At 58.4% G+C, this 21940-nt stretch carries 21 protein-coding genes; 12 read left to right on the forward strand and 9 right to left on the reverse strand.

All coding sequences use genetic code 11. From position 1 onward, the window contains the following. Positions 1–6 precede the first annotated feature (6 nt). The 4 genes from IC37_RS07470 to dksA all read right to left on the reverse strand — a co-directional run bounded on the left by IC37_RS07470 (position 7) and on the right by dksA (position 4743). On the reverse strand, positions 7–2961 hold the full coding sequence (locus tag IC37_RS07470; protein WP_030130359.1) for a sensor histidine kinase: 2955 nt from the start codon (positions 2959–2961) through the stop codon (positions 7–9). Further along, positions 2945–3121: a hypothetical protein gene (locus tag IC37_RS07475; RefSeq protein ID WP_003176118.1), complete on the reverse strand. Its 177-nt coding sequence runs from the start codon at positions 3119–3121 to the stop codon at positions 2945–2947. Before IC37_RS07475 ends, IC37_RS07470 begins: the two co-directional genes overlap by 17 nt. A 77-nt stretch (positions 3122–3198) precedes the next feature. Beyond that, the gene (gene gluQRS / locus IC37_RS07480) at positions 3199–4092 is read right to left on the reverse strand and encodes a tRNA glutamyl-Q(34) synthetase GluQRS (RefSeq protein WP_030130358.1); all 894 of its coding nucleotides are present in this window, start codon (positions 4090–4092) and stop codon (positions 3199–3201) included. Positions 4093–4299: 207 nt separating this feature from the next. Next, positions 4300–4743, reverse strand: coding sequence for an RNA polymerase-binding protein DksA (gene dksA / locus IC37_RS07485; protein ID WP_030130357.1), 444 nt, complete (start codon positions 4741–4743; stop codon positions 4300–4302). Between the two features lie 333 nt (positions 4744–5076). Between dksA and IC37_RS07490 the strand changes: the two genes are divergently transcribed. Both IC37_RS07490 and sfsA read left to right on the forward strand, forming a co-directional pair. After that, positions 5077–6249 carry a pyridoxal phosphate-dependent aminotransferase gene (locus IC37_RS07490; protein WP_030130356.1) on the forward strand — a complete coding sequence of 391 codons (1173 nt, stop codon included), beginning with the start codon at positions 5077–5079 and terminating at the stop codon, positions 6247–6249. Next, on the forward strand, positions 6249–6962 hold the full coding sequence (gene sfsA / locus IC37_RS07495) for a DNA/RNA nuclease SfsA (protein ID WP_030130355.1): 714 nt from the start codon (positions 6249–6251) through the stop codon (positions 6960–6962). The genes IC37_RS07490 and sfsA overlap by 1 nt, the downstream gene beginning before the upstream one ends. Here the strand turns inward: sfsA and IC37_RS07500 are convergent. Next, positions 6959–7276, reverse strand: coding sequence for a Rieske (2Fe-2S) protein (locus IC37_RS07500; RefSeq protein ID WP_030130354.1), 318 nt, complete (start codon positions 7274–7276; stop codon positions 6959–6961). The two genes, sfsA and IC37_RS07500, sit on opposite strands and share 4 nt — an antisense overlap. Positions 7277–7618: 342 nt before the next feature. On the opposite strand from IC37_RS07500, the gene IC37_RS07505 reads away from it, so the two are divergent. Next, positions 7619–8494, forward strand: a complete 876-nt coding sequence (locus tag IC37_RS07505; RefSeq protein ID WP_030130353.1) for a ChaN family lipoprotein — start codon at positions 7619–7621, stop codon at positions 8492–8494. Between the two features lie 266 nt (positions 8495–8760). Here the strand turns inward: IC37_RS07505 and IC37_RS07510 are convergent, their stop codons facing one another. The 3 genes from IC37_RS07510 to IC37_RS07520 all read right to left on the reverse strand — a co-directional run bounded on the left by IC37_RS07510 (position 8761) and on the right by IC37_RS07520 (position 11268). Continuing rightward, positions 8761–9033 carry a TfoX/Sxy family protein gene (locus tag IC37_RS07510; RefSeq protein WP_007902045.1) on the reverse strand — a complete coding sequence of 91 codons (273 nt, stop codon included), beginning with the start codon at positions 9031–9033 and terminating at the stop codon, positions 8761–8763. Positions 9034–9275: 242 nt separating this feature from the next. Further along, positions 9276–9620 carry a pentapeptide repeat-containing protein gene (locus IC37_RS07515; RefSeq protein WP_008015079.1) on the reverse strand — a complete coding sequence of 115 codons (345 nt, stop codon included), beginning with the start codon at positions 9618–9620 and terminating at the stop codon, positions 9276–9278. Positions 9621–9711: 91 nt separating this feature from the next. Beyond that, positions 9712–11268 (reverse strand): bifunctional aminoglycoside phosphotransferase/ATP-binding protein, encoded by a 1557-nt coding sequence (locus IC37_RS07520; protein ID WP_030130352.1) that lies wholly within the window; start codon positions 11266–11268, stop codon positions 9712–9714. Between the two features lie 118 nt (positions 11269–11386). Between IC37_RS07520 and mrcB the strand changes: the two genes are divergently transcribed. From mrcB to IC37_RS07535, 3 genes are read left to right on the forward strand one after another with little or no spacing between them, the layout of a single operon-like run. After that, positions 11387–13711: a penicillin-binding protein 1B gene (mrcB, locus tag IC37_RS07525; RefSeq protein ID WP_030130351.1), complete on the forward strand. Its 2325-nt coding sequence runs from the start codon at positions 11387–11389 to the stop codon at positions 13709–13711. Between the two features lie 16 nt (positions 13712–13727). Then, on the forward strand, positions 13728–14462 hold the full coding sequence (locus tag IC37_RS07530; protein WP_030130350.1) for a M48 family metallopeptidase: 735 nt from the start codon (positions 13728–13730) through the stop codon (positions 14460–14462). Further along, the gene (locus IC37_RS07535) at positions 14462–14797 is read left to right on the forward strand and encodes a YqcC family protein (protein ID WP_030130349.1); all 336 of its coding nucleotides are present in this window, start codon (positions 14462–14464) and stop codon (positions 14795–14797) included. The genes IC37_RS07530 and IC37_RS07535 overlap by 1 nt, the downstream gene beginning before the upstream one ends. On the opposite strand, the gene IC37_RS07540 is transcribed toward IC37_RS07535, so the two are convergent. After that, positions 14798–15220, reverse strand: coding sequence for a DUF4124 domain-containing protein (locus IC37_RS07540; protein WP_030130348.1), 423 nt, complete (start codon positions 15218–15220; stop codon positions 14798–14800). It lies immediately after the preceding gene. A gap of 400 nt (positions 15221–15620) precedes the next feature. On the opposite strand from IC37_RS07540, the gene IC37_RS07545 reads away from it, so the two are divergent. The 6 genes from IC37_RS07545 to msrQ all read left to right on the forward strand — a co-directional run bounded on the left by IC37_RS07545 (position 15621) and on the right by msrQ (position 21604). Then, on the forward strand, positions 15621–17345 hold the full coding sequence (locus tag IC37_RS07545; protein WP_030130347.1) for an acetolactate synthase 3 large subunit: 1725 nt from the start codon (positions 15621–15623) through the stop codon (positions 17343–17345). A gap of 2 nt (positions 17346–17347) precedes the next feature. Next, positions 17348–17839, forward strand: a complete 492-nt coding sequence (ilvN, locus tag IC37_RS07550) for an acetolactate synthase small subunit (protein WP_003176102.1) — start codon at positions 17348–17350, stop codon at positions 17837–17839. Positions 17840–17887: 48 nt separating this feature from the next. Next, positions 17888–18904, forward strand: a complete 1017-nt coding sequence (gene ilvC, locus IC37_RS07555) for a ketol-acid reductoisomerase (protein ID WP_007948647.1) — start codon at positions 17888–17890, stop codon at positions 18902–18904. Between the two features lie 145 nt (positions 18905–19049). Next, positions 19050–19907: a CDP-diacylglycerol--serine O-phosphatidyltransferase gene (gene pssA, locus IC37_RS07560; protein ID WP_030130346.1), complete on the forward strand. Its 858-nt coding sequence runs from the start codon at positions 19050–19052 to the stop codon at positions 19905–19907. 63 nt (positions 19908–19970) lie between these two features. Beyond that, positions 19971–20984 (forward strand): protein-methionine-sulfoxide reductase catalytic subunit MsrP, encoded by a 1014-nt coding sequence (gene msrP, locus IC37_RS07565; RefSeq protein WP_030130345.1) that lies wholly within the window; start codon positions 19971–19973, stop codon positions 20982–20984. Further along, positions 20984–21604 (forward strand): protein-methionine-sulfoxide reductase heme-binding subunit MsrQ, encoded by a 621-nt coding sequence (gene msrQ, locus IC37_RS07570; protein ID WP_030130344.1) that lies wholly within the window; start codon positions 20984–20986, stop codon positions 21602–21604. The genes msrP and msrQ overlap by 1 nt, the downstream gene beginning before the upstream one ends. Positions 21605–21940 lie beyond the last annotated feature (336 nt).

Raw genomic sequence — 21940 nt, forward strand, 5'->3', positions numbered from 1 at the left:
ACGGTCTCAGTTCACAGCGGACGTCGCTTCGACATGACGCGGCAAAGTTACCCGAATACGGGTGCCGCGTTGGCTTTGAACATCAGCCGGGCTGTCGATGGTGATTTGTCCATAATGCTCTTCAACGATGGAATAGACCAGTGCAAGGCCCAGACCGGTGCCTTCGCCAGGGTCCTTGGTGGTGAAGAAAGGTTCGAACAGTCGGTCCATGATGTTCGAGGGAATTCCGCTGCCTTCGTCTTCGACGATCAAATCGACCGTGTGTTCGCCGGCTTCGCTTTTGACTCGCACCGCACTGCCCGCAGGTGAGGCGTCGCGGGCGTTTGAGAGCAGGTTGATCAATACCTGGGCGAGCCGCTGCGGGTCGCCTTCGACCCAGTGATCGGGGGCGCACAGGTTGTAGAACTGTACTTCGAAATTGCGCCGGTTCAAGGCCAGCAGGCCGATGGCATCCTGGGCCACTTCCGCCAGACAGACGGGCTCGTCACTGTGCTGATAACTGCCGGCATGGGCGAAGCTCATCAGCGACTGAACGATGCGCGACACGCGTTTGGTCTGTTCGAGGATCTGCCCGCTGATTTCCGTGATCTCGGCGTCTTCCTCACGCTCTTCGCGCAAGTTTTGCGCGAGACAGGCAATGCCGGTGATCGGGTTGCCGATTTCATGGGCCACGCCAGCCGCCAGTCGACCGATGCTGGCCAGGCGCTCGGAGTGCACCAGTTTGTCTTCGAGCATCTGGGTTTCGGTCAGGTCTTCCACCAGCAGCACCAGGCCGCTGTTACCCGGCGCCAGCGGTTCATCGATCGCCGCTTTGTGCAGGTTCAGCCAGCGCGTCTGACCATCGAGGGCCAGGTGCTGTTTGTGCAAATGCTCGTCCGGCAGATTGATGAAGCCTTGCAGCAATTCTCTCCACGGATCGCCAATGGTGCTCAGGCGCGAACCGACCACACGCTGCGCGGCAATCCCGGTCAGTTCCTCCATGGCTTTGTTCCACATGAGGATTTCCTGATCCTTGGCTAGTGAGCAGACGCCCATCGGCAATTCCTGCAAGGTCTGGCGGTGGTAGCGGCGCAGGGCATCGAGTTCGGCGGCAAGGCCGGTGAGGCGCGAGTGGTAGTCCTCAAGGCGGCTTTCGATGAAGTGGATGTCTTCAGTGACGTAATTTTCACCGCCGGCCTTGTAGGGCAGGAAGGTTTCGACCATGTCTTGCGCCACGCTCGGCCCCATCAGGCCGGAGAGGTTGGCTTCGATACGATCACGCAGACGGCGCAAGGCGTACGGCCGACGTTCATCGAACGGCAGATAAAGGTCACGCAGCGCCTGTTCGACTTCTTTCTGCGCTGCCTTGGCGCCCAATGGTTTTGCAAGCTGCGTGGCGAATTCCTGGGGCGAGGCGGCATGCAGTTCGCGGCGTTGCGGGCGGCGAACGTTGTCCACTGCGCAGGCTTCTGCGGCGCTGGCCTCTTCGGGGCTGGCGTTGGTGAACAACGAGATCAGCGTGAACATCAGCACGTTGGCAGCCAGCGAGGCGATTGCTGCCATGTGCCAACTGGTGTCGTCCAGCACGTAAATCATGTTCAGCAGTGGAATGTAGAAGCCTTGCAGATTGCCGACCAGCGGCAGCAGCATGGTCACCAGCCACACCAGAATCCCCGCCAGTAGGCCTGCGATGAAGCCGCGACGGTTGGCGGTCGGCCAGTACAGCACCGACAACACCCCCGGCAGGAACTGCAATGTGGCGACGAAGGCGACGATGCCGAGGTTAGCCAAGTCTTGATCTGCGCCCAGCATCAGGTAGAAACCATAACCGGCCATGATGATCGCGACGATCAGCGCCCGGCGGGTCCATTTCAGCCAACGGTAGATATTGCCTTCGGCCGGCGGCTGATAGAGCGGCAGCACCAGATGGTTCAACGCCATCCCGGACAGTGCCAGCGTGGTGACGATGATCAGGCCGCTGGCCGCCGACAATCCGCCGACATAGGCCAATAGCGCCAGGGCTTTGCTGTTGGCAGCGATGCCAATGCCCAGGGTGAAGTACTCCGGATTGGTCGTGGCGCCGAGTTTCAGCCCGGCCCAGAGAATCAGCGGCACCGCGAGGCTCATCAACAGCAGAAACAGCGGTAAACCCCAGCTCGCACTGACCAGCGAGCGCGGGTTGAGGTTTTCGGTAAAGGTCATGTGATACATGTGCGGCATCACAATCGCCGAGGCGAAGAACACCAGCAGCAACGTGCGCCACGGGCCTTCCTGCAATGGCGTGTGCAGGGCGGCGAGGGCGGTCTGGTTCTGCAGCAGCCACAGTTCCAGCTGCTGCGGGCCATCAAACACGCCATACAGCGCATACAGGCCGACGCCGCCAATCGCGATCAGTTTGATCACCGACTCGAAGGCAATCGCAAACACCAGGCCTTCATGTTTCTCGCGGGTAGCGATGTGGCGTGAGCCGAAGAAAATCGTGAACAGCGTAATCAGCGCGCAGAAGCTAAGGGCCACGCGATGCTGCACCGGCTCGCGGGTGAGGATGCTGATGGAGTCGGCCACCGCCTGAATCTGCAGCGCCAGCAACGGCAGCACGCCGATCAGCATGAAAATCGTCGTCAGTGCGCCGGCCCAGGTGCTGCGGAACCGAAACGCAAACAAGTCGGCCAGGGACGAGAGTTGATAAGTGCGGGTGATTTTCAGGATCGGGTACAAAAGCACTGGCGCGAGCAGAAACGCTCCGGAAACCCCAAGGTAACTGGACAGAAAACCGTAGCCGTACTGATAGGCCAGGCCCACCGTGCCGTAAAACGCCCAGGCACTGGCGTAAACACCCAGCGACAGGGTGTACGTCAGCGGGTGGCGAATGATCGCCCGGGGAATCATGCCCCGTTCGCTGATCCAGGCCACGCCGAACAGCACCGCCAGGTATGCGGCGCTGATCAGGATCATCTGGGTCAGGCTAAAGCTCATCGGCATCTTTTTGGCTCTGCAGGATGAAGGTCACGACAATCAGAATCAGCCAGAGCAAATAAGGGCGATACCAGGCGCCCGTGGCGTCGATCCACCAATCCATGATGGCCGGGGAAAACAGATAAATCCCCACTACCAGGAGCAGGACCAAGCGATAGATGTACATCCCGGCCTCTCTTTTTTATGCGCGTGCCCGAAAACGTGCGGCGATGGTAACGGATGGGCGCGCCACTGCAAGTGGCTTCACTGCAGTTGCGCTTCGGGCAGCGTCAGTGTGCGTGGGATCAGCGATGCATCCCAGTGGGCAATCCCCCAGTTCAGCACTTCCCGTGGCGTGGCGTCATTCAGTTCGGTCGCAGGTTTGTGCCCCAGCGCCCGCAATGCGCGCAGCAACAGCGGCGTCGCCTGATCTTCGGTCAGCGGCGGCGAGCGATAGGATTTGCCGAGTTTGTGGCCGTCCGGCTGAGTAATCAGCGGGATGTGCAGGTAGCGTGGTTGCGGCAGGCCCAGCAGTTCTTGCAGATAGAGCTGACGCGGCGTGGAATCCAGCAGATCAGCGCCGCGCACGATATCGGTGATGCCTTGCCAGGCGTCGTCCAGCACCACCGCCAGTTGATAGGCGTAGAGCCCGTCGCGGCGGCGGATCACGAAATCACCGACTTCCCGGCCCAGATGTTGGCGGAATTCGCCCTGCACCCGGTCGATGAAGTGGTATTCCAGCTCCGGTACACGCAGGCGGATCGCCGCGTTCGCGGTGCCGTGCCCCGCGTTGCGGCAGAACCCGGGATAGATTCCGTGATACGGCTCCAATTGTTTGCGCGAACAGGTACAGGCGTAGGCCAGGCCCTGATTGAACAGGCGATTGATGACTTCGTCATAGGCAGCGTGCCGATCACTCTGTCGGACCATGTCGCCATCCCACTCGAAACCGTAACTTTCCAGCGCCTTGAGAATCGCTGCCTGAGCGCCGGGCTCTTCCCGTGGCGGATCGAGATCTTCCATGCGCACCAGCCAGCGGCCGCCGACCGAACGGGCGTCGAGGTACGAGGCCAGCGCTGCGACCAGCGAACCGAAATGCAAGTGGCCACTGGGCGTAGGGGCGAAGCGTCCGATGTAGGGAGCGGCGGTGACGGTCATGAGGGCGATGGTACTTGTATGGGCTTGCACCGACCACCTGTGGGAGCGGGCTTGCTCGCGAAGGGGTCATCAGCTTCAACATTTATGCTGACTGACACACCGCTTTCGCGAGCAAGCCCGCTCCCACAGGGGTTGTTGCCGAAGCAAATGTCAGAAACAAAAAAACGGAGCGTTCGCACGCTCCGTTCTTCGTTCAAGTCGCAAAGATTACTTGCCGACTTGCTTTTCCTTGATTTCCGCCAGGGTCTTGCAGTCAACGCACATGTCGGCGGTAGGGCGGGCTTCCAGTCGCTTGACGCCGATTTCAACGCCGCAGGACTCGCACCAGCCGTATTCTTCGTCTTCGATCAATTGCAGGGTTTTGTCGATTTTCTTGATCAGCTTGCGCTCGCGGTCGCGGGCGCGCAATTCGAGGCTGAATTCTTCTTCCTGACTGGCACGGTCTGCCGGGTCGGGGAAGTTGGCCGCTTCGTCTTTCATGTGATCAACAGTACGGTCGACTTCCTGCATCAAGTCCTGTTTCCACTTGTTCAGGATCTTGGTGAAGTGAGCGCGCATGGGCTTGCCCATGTACTCTTCGCCCTTCACTTCTTTGTAGGGTTCGAAGCCGCTGATCGACTGGTTCTGCTGTTGCTTTGCTTGGGTGGGCATGAAATGGACCGCCTCTACTCTTGTAATCCATTGCGCAGGATTGCTCCATCACCGACACCTGCCGGCCCTGCGGCTGCAAGCGGGCGAACTTACCAGATCAAATCGGACCGCGCTACTCCCGGATGTCGAGCCCGCGGCCCGTGGCGCTTGCAAAAGATTGCAAAGCCTTGCCTGGCGGCTCTGGAGACCTGATCAATTATTGATTTTAGTCAAACCTGGAGCATACGCTTGAACCGTTTGATACCAGCGTCATATGGGCTCTGACCGCTTTAGGTTCTCGCTCGTTCCTGCGCTTGGGTAGAATCGATTCTTTTCCCGTTGTAAGGAAGGCTAATGGCTCTGTCCTACAGTGCGCGCAGTCGCGCTATCGAACCGTTCCACGTCATGGCCCTGCTGGCGCGGGCCAACGAGCTGCAAGCAGCCGGCCACGACGTGATTCACCTGGAAATCGGCGAGCCGGACTTCACCACCGCCGAGCCGATCATTCAGGCCGGCCAGGCTGCGCTGACGGCAGGGAAGACCCGTTACACCGCCGCTCGCGGCATTCCCGAGCTGCGCGAAGCCATTTCGGGGTTTTATCAGCAGCGTTACGGGTTGAACATCGATCCACAACGTATCCTCATCACGCCCGGCGGTTCAGGTGCGTTGCTGTTGGCCAGTGCCTTGCTGGTAGACCCAGGCAAACACTGGCTGCTGGCAGACCCGGGTTACCCGTGCAACCGGCACTTCCTGCGGTTGGTGGAAGGCGCGGCGCAACTGGTGCCAGTCGGCCCGGACGTGCGTTATCAGCTGACCCCGGACCTGGTCGCACGTCACTGGGATCACGACAGCGTCGGCGCCCTGGTGGCATCGCCAGCCAACCCGACCGGGACCATCCTGACCCGCGACGAGTTGGCCGGGCTTTCTGCAGCGATCAAGGCCCGTCACGGCCATTTGGTGGTCGACGAGATCTACCATGGCCTGACTTACGGCACGGATGCGGCCAGCGTGCTGGAAGTCGATGACAGCGCTTTCGTCCTCAATAGTTTTTCCAAGTATTTCGGCATGACCGGCTGGCGACTCGGTTGGCTGGTAGCGCCAGAAGCGGCGGTCGGTGAGCTGGAAAAACTCGCCCAGAACCTCTACATCAGCGCGCCGAGCATGGCCCAGCACGCTGCATTGGCTTGCTTCGAACCTGCCACCATTCAAATTTTCGAGGAGCGCCGCGCCGAGTTCGGACGACGTCGTGACTTCCTGCTGCCAGCCCTGCGGGAATTGGGCTTCGGTATCGCTGTAGAACCGGAAGGCGCGTTCTATTTGTACGCTGATATCAGCAAGTTCGGCGGCGATGCCTTCGCGTTCTGCCGACACTTCCTCGAAACTGAGCACGTCGCGATCACGCCGGGCCTGGACTTCGGGCGTTATCAGGCCGGGCATCATGTGCGGTTCGCCTACACCCAAAGTCTTCCACGCTTGCAAGAAGCGGTCGAACGGATCGCTTGCGGTTTGAAGAGCTGGCAAGGCTGATGCGTTTTCATCCTCCCCTCGAAGAAGGTCGCTTGATTCGTCGCTACAAACGTTTTCTTGCCGATATCGAAACCGTTAGCGGCGAGTTGCTGACCATCCACTGCCCTAACACCGGTTCGATGCTTAATTGCCAGGTCGAAGGCGGGCAGGTCTGGTTCAGCCGTTCCAACGACCCCAAGCGTAAGTTGCCCGGCACTTGGGAAGTCGGGGAAACCCCGCAGGGGCGGCTGTTCTGCGTAAACACCGGACGCGCCAACGGTTTGATCGAGGAGGCGTTGCGGGCCAATGTCATCACCGAGCTGAACGGCTTTACCGAACTGAAGCGCGAAGTGGCCTACGGTCAGGAAAACAGCCGCATCGATTTCCGTCTCGACTACCCGAGCGGGCCAGCGTATGTGGAAGTCAAAAGCGTCACCTTGGGCTTCGATGGCTCGTTGGTGGCGGCGTTTCCCGATGCGGTGACCCAGCGTGGGGCCAAGCATTTGCGCGAGTTGGCGCATTTGGCCCGGGACGGGATTCGTGCTGTGCAACTGTATTGCGTGAACCTGACCGGCATCGATTCCGTGCGGCCTGCTGAAGAAATCGATTCGGCCTACGCTGCTGCGTTACATGAAGCGGTGGCATGCGGGGTCGAAGTACTGGCGTATGGCGTGCACTTGACCCACGAAGAGATGGTGGTCGATCGGCGGCTGGAAGTGCTGTTAAACGGTTAGAGCGTGACCCAGATCCCCAGCTCGTCTTCGCGGCAGGGAATGGTCGTAAGTGATTGACCGGCGCACGGGCCGGCGACGCATTCGCCGTCTTCGATCAGAAACAGTGCGCCATGGGTAGCGCACTGGATCAGGCTGTTGCTGGGGTCGAGAAACTGGTCGGGCTTCCATTCCAGTCCGACGCCCCGGTGCGGGCAGCGATTTTCATACACATACACCCGGCCGCCCCGGCGCACGGCCAGAAGCTTCTGACCGTCGACGTCGAAACCACGACTGCTGGCGTCAGCCAATTCGGCGCCCGTGCAAAGAAGCTTCATGTCTATCCTCAAGTCCCGCAGTTCGTGATCAGATATGTCCGAGCTTGACGTTCAAATGCAAGCAATTATCAAATGGCCGCTCACCCGCAGGGCGATTGCCGGATGCCGAGGATACTTGAAAAGCCTGGCTGACGGTTTCTATCCCGGTACGACCGGCCAATGACCTCGTTAAACCCCGTGCGTTGTTCATTGGCCTGAGCGTGCTGTGTTTGCTGGCGCTCGACACGTTGCGCGCGGCGTTGCGGCTGATTGGTTTGCCAGCTGGAAGTACTGGTGCAGCCGCACCCGGAGCGTGGGCATCCGCTGATCATTGCCCGCTGAGCATTTCATCGAGGTGAGAACATGCGTGTGATGGTGATACTGGCTGTGCTGTTACTGAGTGCCTGTCAGCATGTGCCGGTGCCGGTGCCGGTGCCGCCACCGGTCAGCGGCGAGATCCTGGAGCTGCGCAGCGGTCAAACACTGACAGCGCAGGAACTACTTGTACGGTTGGCCGAGTCTTCGCGGCTGATCGTCGGCGAGCAGCATGACAATCGTGATCACCATCAACTGCAATTGTGGTTGTTGCAGGCATTAAGTGAGCAGCGGCCCCAAGGCAGTTTGCTGTTGGAAATGCTTACGCCGGATCAACAAGTGCGCGTCGATCAAGTTCGGCAGTCTTCACCGCTACCGGCGGACTTGCCCAATGCATTGGCCTGGCAACCGGGTTGGGACTGGAATCTGTACGGGCCGATCGTTGGTTTTGCCCTGACTCAGCCTTATCCGTTGCTGGCGGCCAATCTGGATGCGCTTGAAGTCCGTACTGTCTATGCCAGACCGCCGACGTTGATCGGTTCGCGCTCCAACGCCCCGATGGTCAAGGATGAGTTGCTGGCACAGATCAGCGATTCCCACTGTGGCTTGCTGCCCACATCGCAAATGCCCGCGATGCTGGCCGTCCAGCAGCAGCGTGACCGGCGGATGGCCGGGCGATTACTGGCCGCACCTGCGCCTGCACTGCTGTTTGCTGGCGCGTACCACGCACGCAAGGATATCGGGGTGCCGATCCATGTGCTGGATCTGGGTGAGCTCAAAGGGCCAACCGTATTGATGTTGGCGGAGCAGGGCGCTGAGGTCACGCCGGCCATGGCCGATTACGTCTGGTATACGCCCGCCACGCCGCCGCAGGATTACTGCGCGCAAATGCGTAAACAGTTCGGCAAGCAGTCAGGGCAGTAAAACCTGGCGAGTTTTCCACAGGCAAAAAAAGACCCGGCAAGAGCCGGGTCAAATAACCGTGATTAGCCTGATGAGGAGATAATCTGAGAGTCCGAACCAAGGGCTTTTCAGAATATCGACCAGTCTCGCGACCAGTTGTGATAATCATAGCGATTCTCATTACCAAGTCAACCGCTGATTTTTAATTTCTGTGGAACTCACCATTTCCCTTGGTGAAGGCCCCGCAATCATTGGTTCAGGCTGTTTGCGTAAGCGTAATTACCCGTTCAAATCTTGTGGCGTGACGAGATGGCGTCCAGTTGTTTGTTCAAGGCTTCCTTGCGTTCGGCGGGAATGTCGTTCCAGTGAACATCCATCAGTGCGCCTTCGATCGCATACAACAACACCTTGGAAGCCCGAAAACCGCGCGTGCGCACGGCCCGATAAGCATCCACAGCTCCCAGCCGACGCAAGTCCGAGGCACTGTGGATGCCCACGGCATGCAGCCATTGCGCCGACGTCTTGCCAAGATTTTTCAGGTGTTGCAGTTCATCATTCATCAAGCCTCCTTGCGACAGCCGAACAGTGCGTGGGCGAGCCTCTCAGCAGTGTAGCCATCAGTAGGAAAAGCGTGATTGTTTGGTCGGTTTCGACGCAAAAGCTTCTAAGAGGTGGGCTCAAGAAGTGGCGTGAAAAGGCTGCGAGTGCAGTTGGAAGGCTGCGTGAAGGTTGAGTTTCAGGGTAAAAAAAGGACAGAGTCCAGCGCAACGCAGGGGCGCCGGACCTGATAGAAAAGTCGTTTTTAGCGGGTGCGATAACGCAGTCGCGTACCGAAATTCATCGACATCAGAATCTCATCGGCACTCAGCTCTGGCGGGAAATAGGCGCCGGAGATCTGCGCGTGGGCCAGGCTTGCACCTTCCAGGGAAGCGTTGCGAAAGTCGATGCCGCGCAAGTCGGCAGAGCGGAAATAGGCGTCGGTGAAGTCAACGCCGTCGGCATTCAGCTCACGCAGATCGAGACCACGGAAGTCGCCACCAACCATGTCGATAGGTCCATCTTTCGGGCGTTCGTTGTTAAAGCCTGTGATGTCGTCTTTGTGCAGCAAGGCATAAAGCGGGGTGTCGAGAAGTTTCGGCTGGCTCATGTCACATCACCTGATGGTTTTATGACGCCATTATAGTGCCACTATTTGACAGCCGTGAAGCCGGTGAAGGCTTCACGGTTGAAATAGTTTCTTACAGGCCTGGCAGACGTTGGCGAATCTGCGCAACGACGGTATCGAGCGTGCCACTTTCATTGGTCTGGACGCGTTTGCTGCAGAGAATTTCTGCTGGCGTCAGGGCCTCGCGGCTGGCTTGCTGGGCGGCGATAACAGTCAGGTTTGCGTCGGACGGATCCTTACTGTCTGCCTGACGTTGCTTCAGCCAGCTCTCGATCACCGCTTGCGGTGCGTCGCAATCGAGGATCAGGAACGGCGCACCGGTGGCTTCGGCGATTTTTGCCGCGCCGTCCCGTTGGTCGCGCTTGAGGTACGTGGCATCGACCACCACCGGGAAACCGGCATGCAAAATTACACCGGCAATTTCATGCAGACGGCTGTAGGTGGCAGCGCTGGCGTCAGCACTATAGATGCCGGCCTGCGGGTCGTTCGGTACGGTTTGCTCGCCGAACATACGCTTGCGCTCGACATCGGAGCGCAGACGAATGGCGCCCAACGCTTCCACCAGGCGCATGGCCACGTGACTCTTGCCGACGGCGGAAACACCGTGGGTAATCGCCAGGAAGCGCGAAGGAATGGTGCTGTAGCTTTCCGCCAGGTTGGCGTAGTTGCGATACTGGCGCAGCGTAGTGGCGCGCTGCACAGGATCGGCCTCGGCCGGCATGCTGAACAGGCTGACCTTGGCGCGAACCAGCGCGCGGTAGGCTTTATAGAAGTTCAGCAGCTCCAGGCCCTGATAGTCGCCGGTCAGCTCCAGGTATTGGCTGATGAAGCGGCGCGCCAGGCTCTTCAGGCCACGGTCTTCCAGGTCCATGGCCAGGAAACCGGTGTCGGCGTAAACATCGGTGAAACGGAACGGTTCGTTGAACTCGATGCAATCGAAGATCACCACGTTGCCATCGATCACGGTGGCGTTGCCCAAGTGAATATCGCCGTGGCATTCACGAATGAAACCGTCGGCCTTGCGCTGGGCGAACAGCGGCTTGAGGCGTTCGAAGCTGCTTTCGGCCCAGGCTTGCAGCGCCTCGAGTTGCAGCAGATCGGCCTTGTCGCTGAGGAACGGACGGATCTGTTCGAAGTTCTGCCGCACCGGCGCCATGACGCTGTCCGGCGTGCCGGCTTCGTGTTCGGCAGGCACTTTCGGCGCGCTGAGGTGAAATTGAGCGATCTGCGCGGCCATCTCGTCGATGTGCGTGGTGGTCAGTTCGCCGTTGGCTTGCAAGGTGCTGAGCAATTGGCTTTGTGGGAACTGACGCATTTTCAGGGCGTAGTCGACGACCGGACCTTCGCCGCCCAGTTGTGGTGCCTCGGCGCTGCCAGTAATCGGCAACACTTCAAGATACAAATCATGGGTCAGGCGCTGGTTCAGGCGCAGCTCTTCAGCGCAGAAATGCTCGCGCGCTTGGAGGCTGGTGAAGTCGAGGAAGCCGAAATTCACCGGCTTCTTCACTTTATAGGCATAGGGGCCGGTGAGCAGCACCCAGGAAATATGGGTCTCGATGACCTGGAACCCTTCTACGGGATGCGGGTAGAGGGCCGGGTTTTGCAGGGCAGCGATCAGGGACTGGCTCACAGGCGATCCTTCAGAGTCTGGGAAAAATTCAAGGCCGTCATTATGGCCGCAAGTCCGCCCGACGCAAACCTCAGCGGGCTCCTGTTGAGGATGAATAAAGTGCGTATAATCCGCCGCCATGACTCGTACTCGATCCCCCCGAACCCCCAAAAAACCACCTTCCAAGGGCATGCGCCCCTGGCTGGGCTGGGCCCTTAAACTCAGTCTGGTCGGCCTTGTGGTGCTCGCCGGGTTCGCGGTTTACCTCGACGCAGTGGTGCAGGAGAAGTTCTCCGGCAAGCGCTGGACCATCCCGGCCAAGGTGTACGCGCGCCCGCTTGAGCTGTTCACAGGCCAGAAGCTGAGTAAGGAAGACTTCCTCACCGAGCTCGATGCCTTGGGCTACCGACGCGAAGCCGTCAGCAACGGCCCCGGCGCGGCGGCGGTCAATGGCAATACCGTCGACTTGAATACCCGCGGCTTCCAGTTCTATGAAGGTATGGAGCAGGCCCAGCCCGTGCGCGTGCGCTTCTCCGGCGATTACGTGGCCGAGCTTTCGGCGACCAACGGTTCGAAGCTTTCTGTGGTGCGACTGGAGCCGCTGCTGATTGGCGGGATTTACCCGAAAAACCTTGAAGACCGCATCCTGATCAAGATCGATCAGGTTCCGCCGTATCTGCTCGAAACCCTGATTGCCGTAGAAGACCGGGACTTCTACGGCCACTGGGGCGTGTCGCCGAAATCGATTGCCCGAGCCATCTACATCAACACCTCGGGTGGCAAGATGACCCAGGGCGGCAGTACGCTGACGCAACAGTTGGTCAAGAACTTCTACCTCACCAGCGAACGCAGCCTGACCCGTAAGCTCACCGAAGCCATGATGGCGATGTTGCTTGAGCTGCATTACGACAAGCGCGAAATTCTTGAGGCTTACCTCAATGAAGTGTTCGTCGGCCAGGATGGTCAGCGCGCGGTGCACGGTTTCGGCCTGGCCAGCCAGTTCTTCTTCGGGCAGCCATTGTCCGAGCTGAAACTGCATCAAGTCGCTTTGTTGGTGGGCATGGTCAAGGGGCCGTCCTATTACAACCCGCGTCGCAACCCTGAGCGGGCGCTGGAGCGGCGCAATCTGGTGCTCGATGTTCTGGGGGAACAAGGCGTTGCCACCGCCGAGCAGGTTGAGGCTGCGAAGAAAATGCCACTGGGTGTGACCACTCGCGGCAAGTTGGCCGATAGCTCGTTCCCGGGCTTCCTCGACCTGGTTAAACGTCAGTTGCGCGAAGACTATCGCGACGAAGACTTGACCGAAGAAGGTCTGCGGATCTTCACCAGTTTCGACCCGATCCTGCAGATGAAAGCCGAAGCGTCGGTCAACGACACGTTCAAGCGTCTGGCAGGGCGCAAGGGTTCCGATGAGGTTGAGGCGGCCATGGTCGTGACCAACCCGGAAACCGGAGAAGTCCAGGCGATGATTGGCAGCCGTCAGGCGGGTTTTGCCGGTTTCAACCGGGCGCTTGATGCGGTACGACCGATCGGCTCGTTGATCAAACCTGCGGTTTATCTGACAGCCCTTGAGAAGCCGAGCCAGTACACGCTGACCAGTTGGCTGTCGGACGACTACTTCTCGGTCAAAGGCGCGGACGGTCAGGTCTGGAAACCGCAGAACTATGATCGCCGTTCCCACGGTACGGTATTCCTTTATCAAGGGTTGGCGCATTCCTACAACCTGTCGACCGCGCGTCTCGGGTTGGCGGTGGGTGTGCCGAATGTCTTGAAGACCTTGGCGCGCCTGGGGGTGAGTCGCGAGTTCCCGGCGTTCCCGTCGATGTTGCTGGGTGCCGGTGGGTTGACCCCGATCGAAGTGGCGACCATGTACCAGACACTGGCCAACGGCGGTTTCAATACGCCGATGCGCGGGATTCGCAGTGTGCTGACTGCCGAGGGCGAGCCGCTCAAGCGTTATCCGTTCCAGATTCAGCAGCAATTCGATCCGGCGTCCATTTACCTGATCCAGAGCGCCATGCAACGGGTCATGCGTGAAGGTACGGGCAGTTCGGTTTATAACGTGTTGCCGAAAACCCTGACCCTGGCCGGCAAGACCGGTACCAGTAACGATTCGCGGGACAGCTGGTTCGCCGGTTTCAGTCAGGATCTGCTGGCGGTGGTCTGGCTGGGGCGCGATGATAACGGCAAGACGCCGTTTACCGGTGCCACCGGTGCGTTGCAGGTCTGGACCAGTTTTATGCGCAAGGCCGATCCGCTGCCGCTGGACATGCCGCAGCCGGACAACATTGTTCAGGCGTGGGTCGATTCGCGTACCGGGCAAGGTTCTGAAGGCAGCTGCCCAGGTGCGGTGCAGATGCCGTATATTCGCGGCAGCGAACCGCCTCCCGGTCCCGCTTGCGGTGGCGAAGGCCCTGCTTCCGGTGAATCGGTGATGGATTGGGTCAAGGGCTGGATGAATTAAGCGAAGAGGATTTCAAGTGAACAAGTGGTTGATTCCAGCGGTTACCGCCGTTGCTTTGCTCAGCGGTTGCTCTACCGTACAGCGCGGTTCGATTCCGGTTGTGGATTCCGGCAGCGCCGTTTCGAACAGTGAACGGATACAGGCGAATGGCGGTTACCGTCAGACGACAGTAAAACGTCCTGCACAAGCCCAGACTCAGGCAATCCCGCAAGGTGACACTGGCGTTGTGGTGATGGTGCCGGGTGGTGGCGCAGTTTCCTCGGCCCCGATCAGCACTTCGCCGATTACCCCAGGCCCGATCACTCCGGGGCCGATCGATACCTCGCCGGTCCAGTCGGCACCGATCAATCAGGGCAGCTACAGCATGCCATCGACGCCGAGCGGGATTCCTTCGGCGAACTCCGGCGGGCTGTCTGCCGATGAGCAACTGGACGGTCCGGTCCTGGCATTGTTGACCACTGCCCAGCAGCAACAGGCCAGCGGCGACCTTAATGGCGCGTCCTCCAGTCTCGAACGCGCCCAACGTGTTGCGCCGCGTGAGCCGCAAGTGCTTTATCGCCTGGCGCAGGTGCGTATGGCTCAAGGCGATGCGGCACAGGCCGAGCAGTTTGCCCGTCGTGGTCTGACGTTCGCCAGTGGTCGTCCGGCCCTTCAGGCCAGCCTGTGGGAATTGATCGCCCAGGCTCGTGGGAAGCAGGGGGACTCCGCCGGTGCGGCGTTGGCTCGTCAGAAGGCCAAGGTTTCGCTGTGATGGATGTACGCTTCCCGAAGATTGCCGAGCAGTTGCTGTTGATCGAGCGCGAACTGCGTGTTCAGGGTTGGTGGGACGAAGTCTCGCCGTCCGCAGAAGCGCTTTCCAGCGTCGAGCCGTTCTCGGTGGATACGCTGGATTTCGAGCAATGGCTGCAATGGATCTTCCTGCCAAGAATGAAGTCGATCCTGGAACAAGATCTGCCATTGCCCAACGCGTCGGGGATTCAGGAGATGGCCGAAATGGTCTTCGCCGCCCGCAACGTCCAGGGCAAGGATCGGCAGCTTCAGGTCTTGCTCAAAGAGTTCGACCTGTTGATCACCGCCTCCCGCTGACTACTGGCAGTTTTTCGCAATCTGTTTCTGTGCTTCGGTGATGCGCTCCTGACGTTGTTGGTCGGTCAGGCGGCGCATCTCACCGTCGACATCCTCCCGTAGTCGCGGATTGTTCTGCAGTTGAGCCAGGTTCGTTCGGGCCTGTTCGCAGAATACTTTTAGCTGGGCTTGCTGCTCGGCGATCTGCTTTTTCACTTTGTTGTCGATGGCCCGTTGATCGCCTATGACGTTGCTGTGCGTTGGCGTACTCGGTTTGCCGACGGGCGGGGCGGGCGTCACCACGAGGGTGGACTCGCGGCCTGGGGGCGGCTGTGCATCGAAATGGGTAACGCCCTGGGCATCGACCCATTTATAGATCTGACCCGCCATGCACAAAGGGCTCAGGCTGATCAGCAAGCCGGCGGTGAAGAAGAACGTTCGCATGCCATTTCCTTGTCATGGGTGCGCAATCGAAGCTAACACAGTTGTGGTTTAAAGGTTTTTTCTTGCGTTCTCATGCGCTTAGTTCAATAAAGCACATTGACGGCTTGACTTGCAGAGGACGAAACAGAAGAATCCAAAGTCCGCTGTAGAGGGACTGCCAGAAGCAGACCCACTCGGTAGATCATGAGGCGCACATCCGCGCCGACCTGTTACACCCGCAACGCGTTACCTCGCGCTGGGTGGGAAAGGCCCGCAACACTTGGGACGATCCCAATACTTGCTCAGTCAGTGCTGACGTAGTCGGCGACCACCGTCGCTCATGCTCTGCCGAGAAGTAAACCTATTAAGACCCGTCCTCTTTGTATGTGGGCGGTATTCTGGCGTTTTAGAGGTGAACAACGTGGAGCTTTTATCTGGCGGTGAGATGCTCGTCCGCTTTTTGCGTGACGAAGGCGTCAAATATATCTACGGGTACCCGGGTGGTGCTCTTCTTCATGTCTATGATGCCCTGTTCAAAGAACCGGAAGTGACCCACATCCTGGTTCGTCACGAGCAGGCTGCGACCCACATGGCCGACGGCTATGCCCGTGCCACCGGTAAAGCCGGTGTGGTACTGGTGACCTCCGGCCCGGGCGCAACCAACGCCATCACCGGTATTGCCACGGCCTACATGGACTCCATTCCGATGGTGATCATTTCCGGCCAGGTGCCTAGCACCATGGTAGGCACCGATGCATTCCAGGAAACCGACATGATCGGTATCTCCCGGCCGATCGTGAAACACAGCTTCATGATCAAGCATGCGTCGGAAATCCCGGAGGTCATGAAGAAAGCGTTCTACCTGGCGCAATCCGGTCGTCCTGGTCCGGTCGTTGTCGATATCCCGAAAGACATGACCAACCCGGCTGAGAAGTTCGAATACATCTTCCCGAAAAAAGCCAAGCTGCGTTCCTACAGCCCGGCCGTTCGCGGTCACTCCGGGCAAATCCGCAAGGCAGCCGAAATGCTCCTGGCGGCCAAGCGTCCTGTGCTTTATGCAGGCGGCGGCGTGATTCTCGGTGGTGGCTCCGCGCCGCTGACCGAACTGGCGAAGATGCTCAACCTGCCAGTGACCAATACCCTGATGGGTTTGGGTGCCTACCCTGGCACCGACCGTCAGTTCATTGGCATGCTCGGCATGCACGGCAGCTACACCGCCAACCTGGCGATGCACCATGCCGATGTGATCCTTGCAGTCGGCGCGCGTTTCGATGATCGCGTGATCAACGGCCCGGCCAAGTTCTGTCCGAATGCCAAGATCATTCACATCGACATCGACCCGGCTTCGATCTCCAAGACCATCAAGGCAGACGTGCCTATCGTCGGTCCGGTTGAGAGTGTCCTGACCGAAATGGTCGCGATCCTCAAGGAAATCGGCGAGACCCCGAACAAGGAGTCCGTTGCCAGCTGGTGGAAGCAAGTCGATGAGTGGCGCGGTGACCGTGGCCTGTTCCCTTACGACAAGGGTGACGGCAGCGTAATCAAGCCGCAGACCGTGATCGAAACCCTGTGCGAAGTGACCAAGGGCGACGCCTTTGTGACCTCCGACGTGGGTCAGCACCAAATGTTCGCCGCGCAGTACTACACGTTCAACAAGCCAAACCGCTGGATCAACTCCGGTGGCCTGGGCACCATGGGCTTCGGTTTTCCGGCAGCCATGGGCATCAAGCTGAGCTTCCCGGATGATGACGTCGCCTGCGTAACGGGCGAGGGCAGCATCCAGATGAACATTCAGGAACTGTCGACCTGCCTGCAATACGGTTTGCCGGTGAAGATCGTCATTTTGAATAACGGTGTACTGGGTATGGTTCGCCAGTGGCAGGACATGAGTTACGGCAGCCGTCACTCGCACTCCTACATGGAATCGCTGCCAGACTTCGTCAAGCTGGCAGAGGCCTATGGTCACGTTGGCGTGCGCATCACCGAATCGAAAGATTTGAAGTCGAAGATGGAAGAAGCGTTCGCCATGAAGGATCGCCTGGTGGTTATCGATATCTCGGTCGACACCAGCGAGCACGTCTACCCGATGCAGATCAAAGACGGCTCCATGCGCGATATGTGGCTGAGCAAGACGGAGCGTACTTAATCATGCGGCACATTATTTCCTTGCTTCTGGAAAACGAACCGGGCGCTCTGTCTCGTGTAGTCGGCCTGTTCTCGCAGCGCAACTACAACATCGAAAGCCTGACTGTGGCACCCACTGAAGACCCGACCCTGTCGCGTCTGACGCTGACCACTGTCGGCCATGATGAAGTCATCGAACAGATCACCAAGAACCTGAACAAACTGATCGAAGTGGTCAAATTGGTCGACCTGTCGGAGAGTGCTCACATCGAGCGCGAACTGATGCTGGTCAAGGTCAAGGCCACCGGCGCCCAGCGCGCCGAGATCAAGCGCACCACCGATATTTATCGTGGGCAGATCGTTGATGTCAGCGCTAGCGTGTATACCGTTCAACTGACCGGTACCAGCGACAAGCTCGACAGCTTCATTCAATCGATCGGGACTGCCTCGATTCTGGAAACCGTACGCAGTGGCGTCACCGGGATTGCCCGCGGCGACAAAGTACTGAGCATCTAAACCAAATTAGCGAATGGCCTGAACGGCCAGGATATAGAGAGGAATTTCATGAAAGTTTATTACGAAAAAGACTGCGACCTGTCGATCATCCAGGGCAAGAAAGTTGCCATCATCGGTTACGGTTCCCAAGGCCACGCTCAAGCGTGCAACCTGAAAGACTCCGGCGTTGACGTTACTGTTGGTCTGCGTAAAGGTTCGGCTACTGTTGCCAAAGCTGAAGCCCACGGCCTGAAAGTGACTGACGTTGCTTCCGCCGTAGCGGCTGCCGACCTGGTCATGATCCTGACCCCGGACGAGTTCCAGTCTGCCCTGTACAAGAACGAAATCGAGCCGAACATCAAGAAAGGCGCCACCCTGGCCTTCTCCCACGGTTTCGCGATTCACTACAACCAGGTTGTGCCACGTGCTGACCTCGACGTGATCATGATCGCGCCGAAAGCTCCGGGCCACACCGTGCGTTCCGAGTTCGTCAAAGGCGGCGGTATCCCTGACCTGATCGCTATCTACCAGGATGCTTCGGGCAACGCCAAAAACGTTGCACTGTCCTACGCTGCTGGCGTTGGTGGCGGTCGTACCGGCATCATCGAAACCACCTTCAAGGACGAGACCGAAACCGACCTGTTCGGCGAACAAGCCGTTCTGTGCGGCGGTACTGTTGAGCTGGTAAAAGCCGGTTTCGAAACCCTGGTTGAAGCTGGCTACGCGCCGGAAATGGCCTACTTCGAATGCCTGCACGAACTGAAGCTGATCGTTGACCTCATGTACGAAGGCGGTATCGCCAACATGAACTACTCGATCTCCAATAACGCTGAGTACGGCGAATACGTGACCGGTCCGGAAGTGATCAACGCCGAATCCCGTCAGGCCATGCGCAACGCCCTGAAACGTATTCAGGACGGCGAATACGCCAAGATGTTCATCAGCGAAGGCGCCACCGGCTATCCTTCGATGACCGCCAAGCGTCGTAACAACGCCGCTCACGGTATCGAAATCATCGGTGAGCAACTGCGCTCCATGATGCCGTGGATCGGTGCCAACAAGATCGTCGACAAAGCCAAGAACTAAGTCCCGAGCTTGTACGGAAAACGCGGCCCAGGCCGCGTTTTTTCGTTTGGATCCGCCGGTTCTGGTATAAAGCTGCATTGTTTGTGGCCGAACCGTCGTCCCAGACACCTGTCAAAACTTTCCACCCGTTACAAGGTAAATGTCCATGAGCGAACGTCCCGAAGAGCCAAAGCAGGCTTCTGACGCCGAAAGCCTTCTGCCCATCGATGAACACATCGAAGAAGGGCATGACGCTGAAGGCCGTAAAGTCCGGCATCGTGGTATCTATCTTCTGCCGAATCTGTTCACCACTGCGAACCTCTTCGCAGGGTTCTATTCCATCATCAACTCGATGAGCGCCCAGAGTGCCTTGAGTGCCGGTGATGCGATCGGCGCGAGCAAATATTTTGCGTTTGCCGCGATCGCGATTTTCGTAGCCATGGTACTCGACGGCCTCGACGGTCGCGTTGCTCGTATGACCAATACCCAAAGCGCTTTCGGTGCCGAGTACGATTCGCTGTCGGACATGGTTGCCTTTGGTGTGGCGCCGGCATTGCTGGCATTCGGCTGGGCCTTGGGCGATATGGGCAAGGTCGGCTGGATGGTCGCCTTCATCTATGTAGCGGGGGCGGCGTTACGCCTGGCGCGTTTCAACACTCAGGTCGGCACCGCAGACAAACGTTACTTCATCGGTCTGGCCAGCCCGGCCGCCGCCGGTGTGGTCGCGGGCATTGTCTGGGCATTCAGCGACTACGGCATTCAGGGTTCCAGGATGTCGTTCCTGGTTGCACTGATGGTTGCCGCCGCTGGCATGCTGATGGTCAGCAACATCAAGTACAACAGCTTCAAGGAGCTGGACTTGAAAGGGCGCGTTCCTTTTGTCGCGATCCTCGCGGTGGTATTGGTATTCGCCGTTGTGTTCAGTGATCCGCCGCGCATCCTGCTGCTGGTTTTCCTTGCCTATGCGGCTTCCGGCCCGGTGCAGTACCTGTTGCGCCTTCGTCGGCACAAAAAAGCCGAGTGATGTAATTTCCCTCATACTCCGCAGTCTATGGGTGCATCTGTCCTCCAATGCTGCGGAGTTGCCATGCTGATCAAAGTCCCCAAGGCGTCTGACTGTCATGAGTCGGACGTCACGCCTGAATCCCTCTATCTTTCTCGCCGCGGTGTATTAGGTGCCGCCGTCGCTGGTTTGGCGGTGAGCAGTCTGCCGCGTTGGGCAAGTGCCGACGATGTTGCGCGTTATGCTGATGTCGAGCCTGGCAAGGCACCCTCCTGGTTTGCCGAAAAGCTTCCTTCTACCAAATGGGGGGCGGTCAACGTCAAAGACGAGGCGATCACACCTTTCAAGGATGCGACCCACTACAACAACTTCTATGAGTTCGGTACCGATAAAGGTGATCCCGCGGCCAACGCTGGGGCGCTGAAAACCGAACCGTGGAGCGTGGTGGTGGACGGGGAGGTGGGGAAGCCGGGGCGGTATGCGCTGGAAGACTTCATGAAGCCTTATCAACTGGAAGAGCGCATCTATCGTCTTCGCTGTGTGGAAGCCTGGTCGATGGTCATTCCGTGGATCGGTTTTCCTATTTCGGCTTTGCTCAAGGAAGTCGAGCCGACGTCCAAAGCCAAGTTCATTCGCTTCGAAACCTTGCAGGATCCCAAAACTATGCCCGGGCAGCGTTCCGGTTTTGCCCTGATCGACTGGCCTTATGTAGAAGGGCTGCGTCTGGATGAGGCGATGAATCCGTTGGCGATTCTTGCTGTGGGCATGTACGGGCGTGAGTTGCCGAATCAGAACGGTGCGCCGCTGCGTCTGGTGGTGCCCTGGAAGTACGGCTTCAAGAGCATTAAATCCATTGTGCGGATCAGCCTGGTCAGTGAGCAGCCGAAAACCACCTGGCAGAGTATCGCCGCGGATGAGTATGGCTTTTATGCGAACGTGAACCCGACAGTCGATCACCCGCGCTGGACCCAGGCACGGGAAAGGCGTTTGCCGAGCGGCCTGTTCAAGCCCAATGTGCGCGACACGCAAATGTTCAATGGTTACTCGGATGAAGTCGCTTCTCTATATACAGGGCTCGATCTGCGGAAGAATTACTGATGCGATATCCGTTCTGGCGTATTGGCGTCTTCATCGCTGCAGCGATTTGGCCGCTGCTTTGGTTGTATCAGGCTTGGGCGGATGTGCTGGGGCCCGATCCGGGCAAAGTACTGGTTGATCGATTGGGGCAGGGGACGCTTGTACTGCTGCTCATTACATTAAGCATGACGCCATTGCAGAAACTCACCGGTTGGCCGGGATGGATAGCGGTTCGGCGGCAGTTGGGGTTGTGGTGCTTCGCTTATGTGGTTTTGCATTTGAGCGGTTACACGGCGTTCATCCTTGGCTTTGATTGGTCGCAGCTGGGTATCGAGTTGCGTAAGCGGCCGTACATTATTGTCGGGGCGCTGGGGTTTCTCTGTTTGCTGGCATTGGCGGTTACCTCTAATCGCTACAGTCAGCGGCGTTTGGGTTCTCGCTGGAAGAAGTTGCATCGGTTGGTCTATGTGGTTCTCGGGCTTGGATTGCTGCATATGTTGTGGATCGTTCGTGCCGATCTGAAGGAGTGGGCGATCTATGCTTCTATAGGTGCGTTGTTGTTGGTGTTGAGATTGCCGCCTGTAACCCGTCGGATTCCACGTTTACCAGCTAAAAAGGCACCTTCTGCAAGAAAGGCGTAACCAGGGGTTGACGGCAGATTCTGAAAGCCTATAATTCGCCCCACTTCCGGCGCAGTCGAAACGGAAAACTCCTTGGTAAACAATGAGTTATGCGGTTTTCGGCGGCGGTACTCTTCAGTTTATTGAAGTCAGAAGGAGTTGCTAAGGCAGTGTGTTGTCGCCTTATTGACGGTTCGATCTTCTCGGTCGAAAGCGGAGAAAAAGAGGTGTTGACAGCAGCGGGTAACGCTGTAGAATTCGCCTCCCGCTAACGAGAGATCGGAAGCGCAAGTGGTTGAAGTTGTTAAAGATTCCCAAGCGAAACTTTGAAAACTTCGGAAAATAACCGCTTGACAG

This window comes from Pseudomonas sp. QTF5 (assembly GCF_000512695.2).
Taxonomy (GTDB): domain Bacteria; phylum Pseudomonadota; class Gammaproteobacteria; order Pseudomonadales; family Pseudomonadaceae; genus Aquipseudomonas.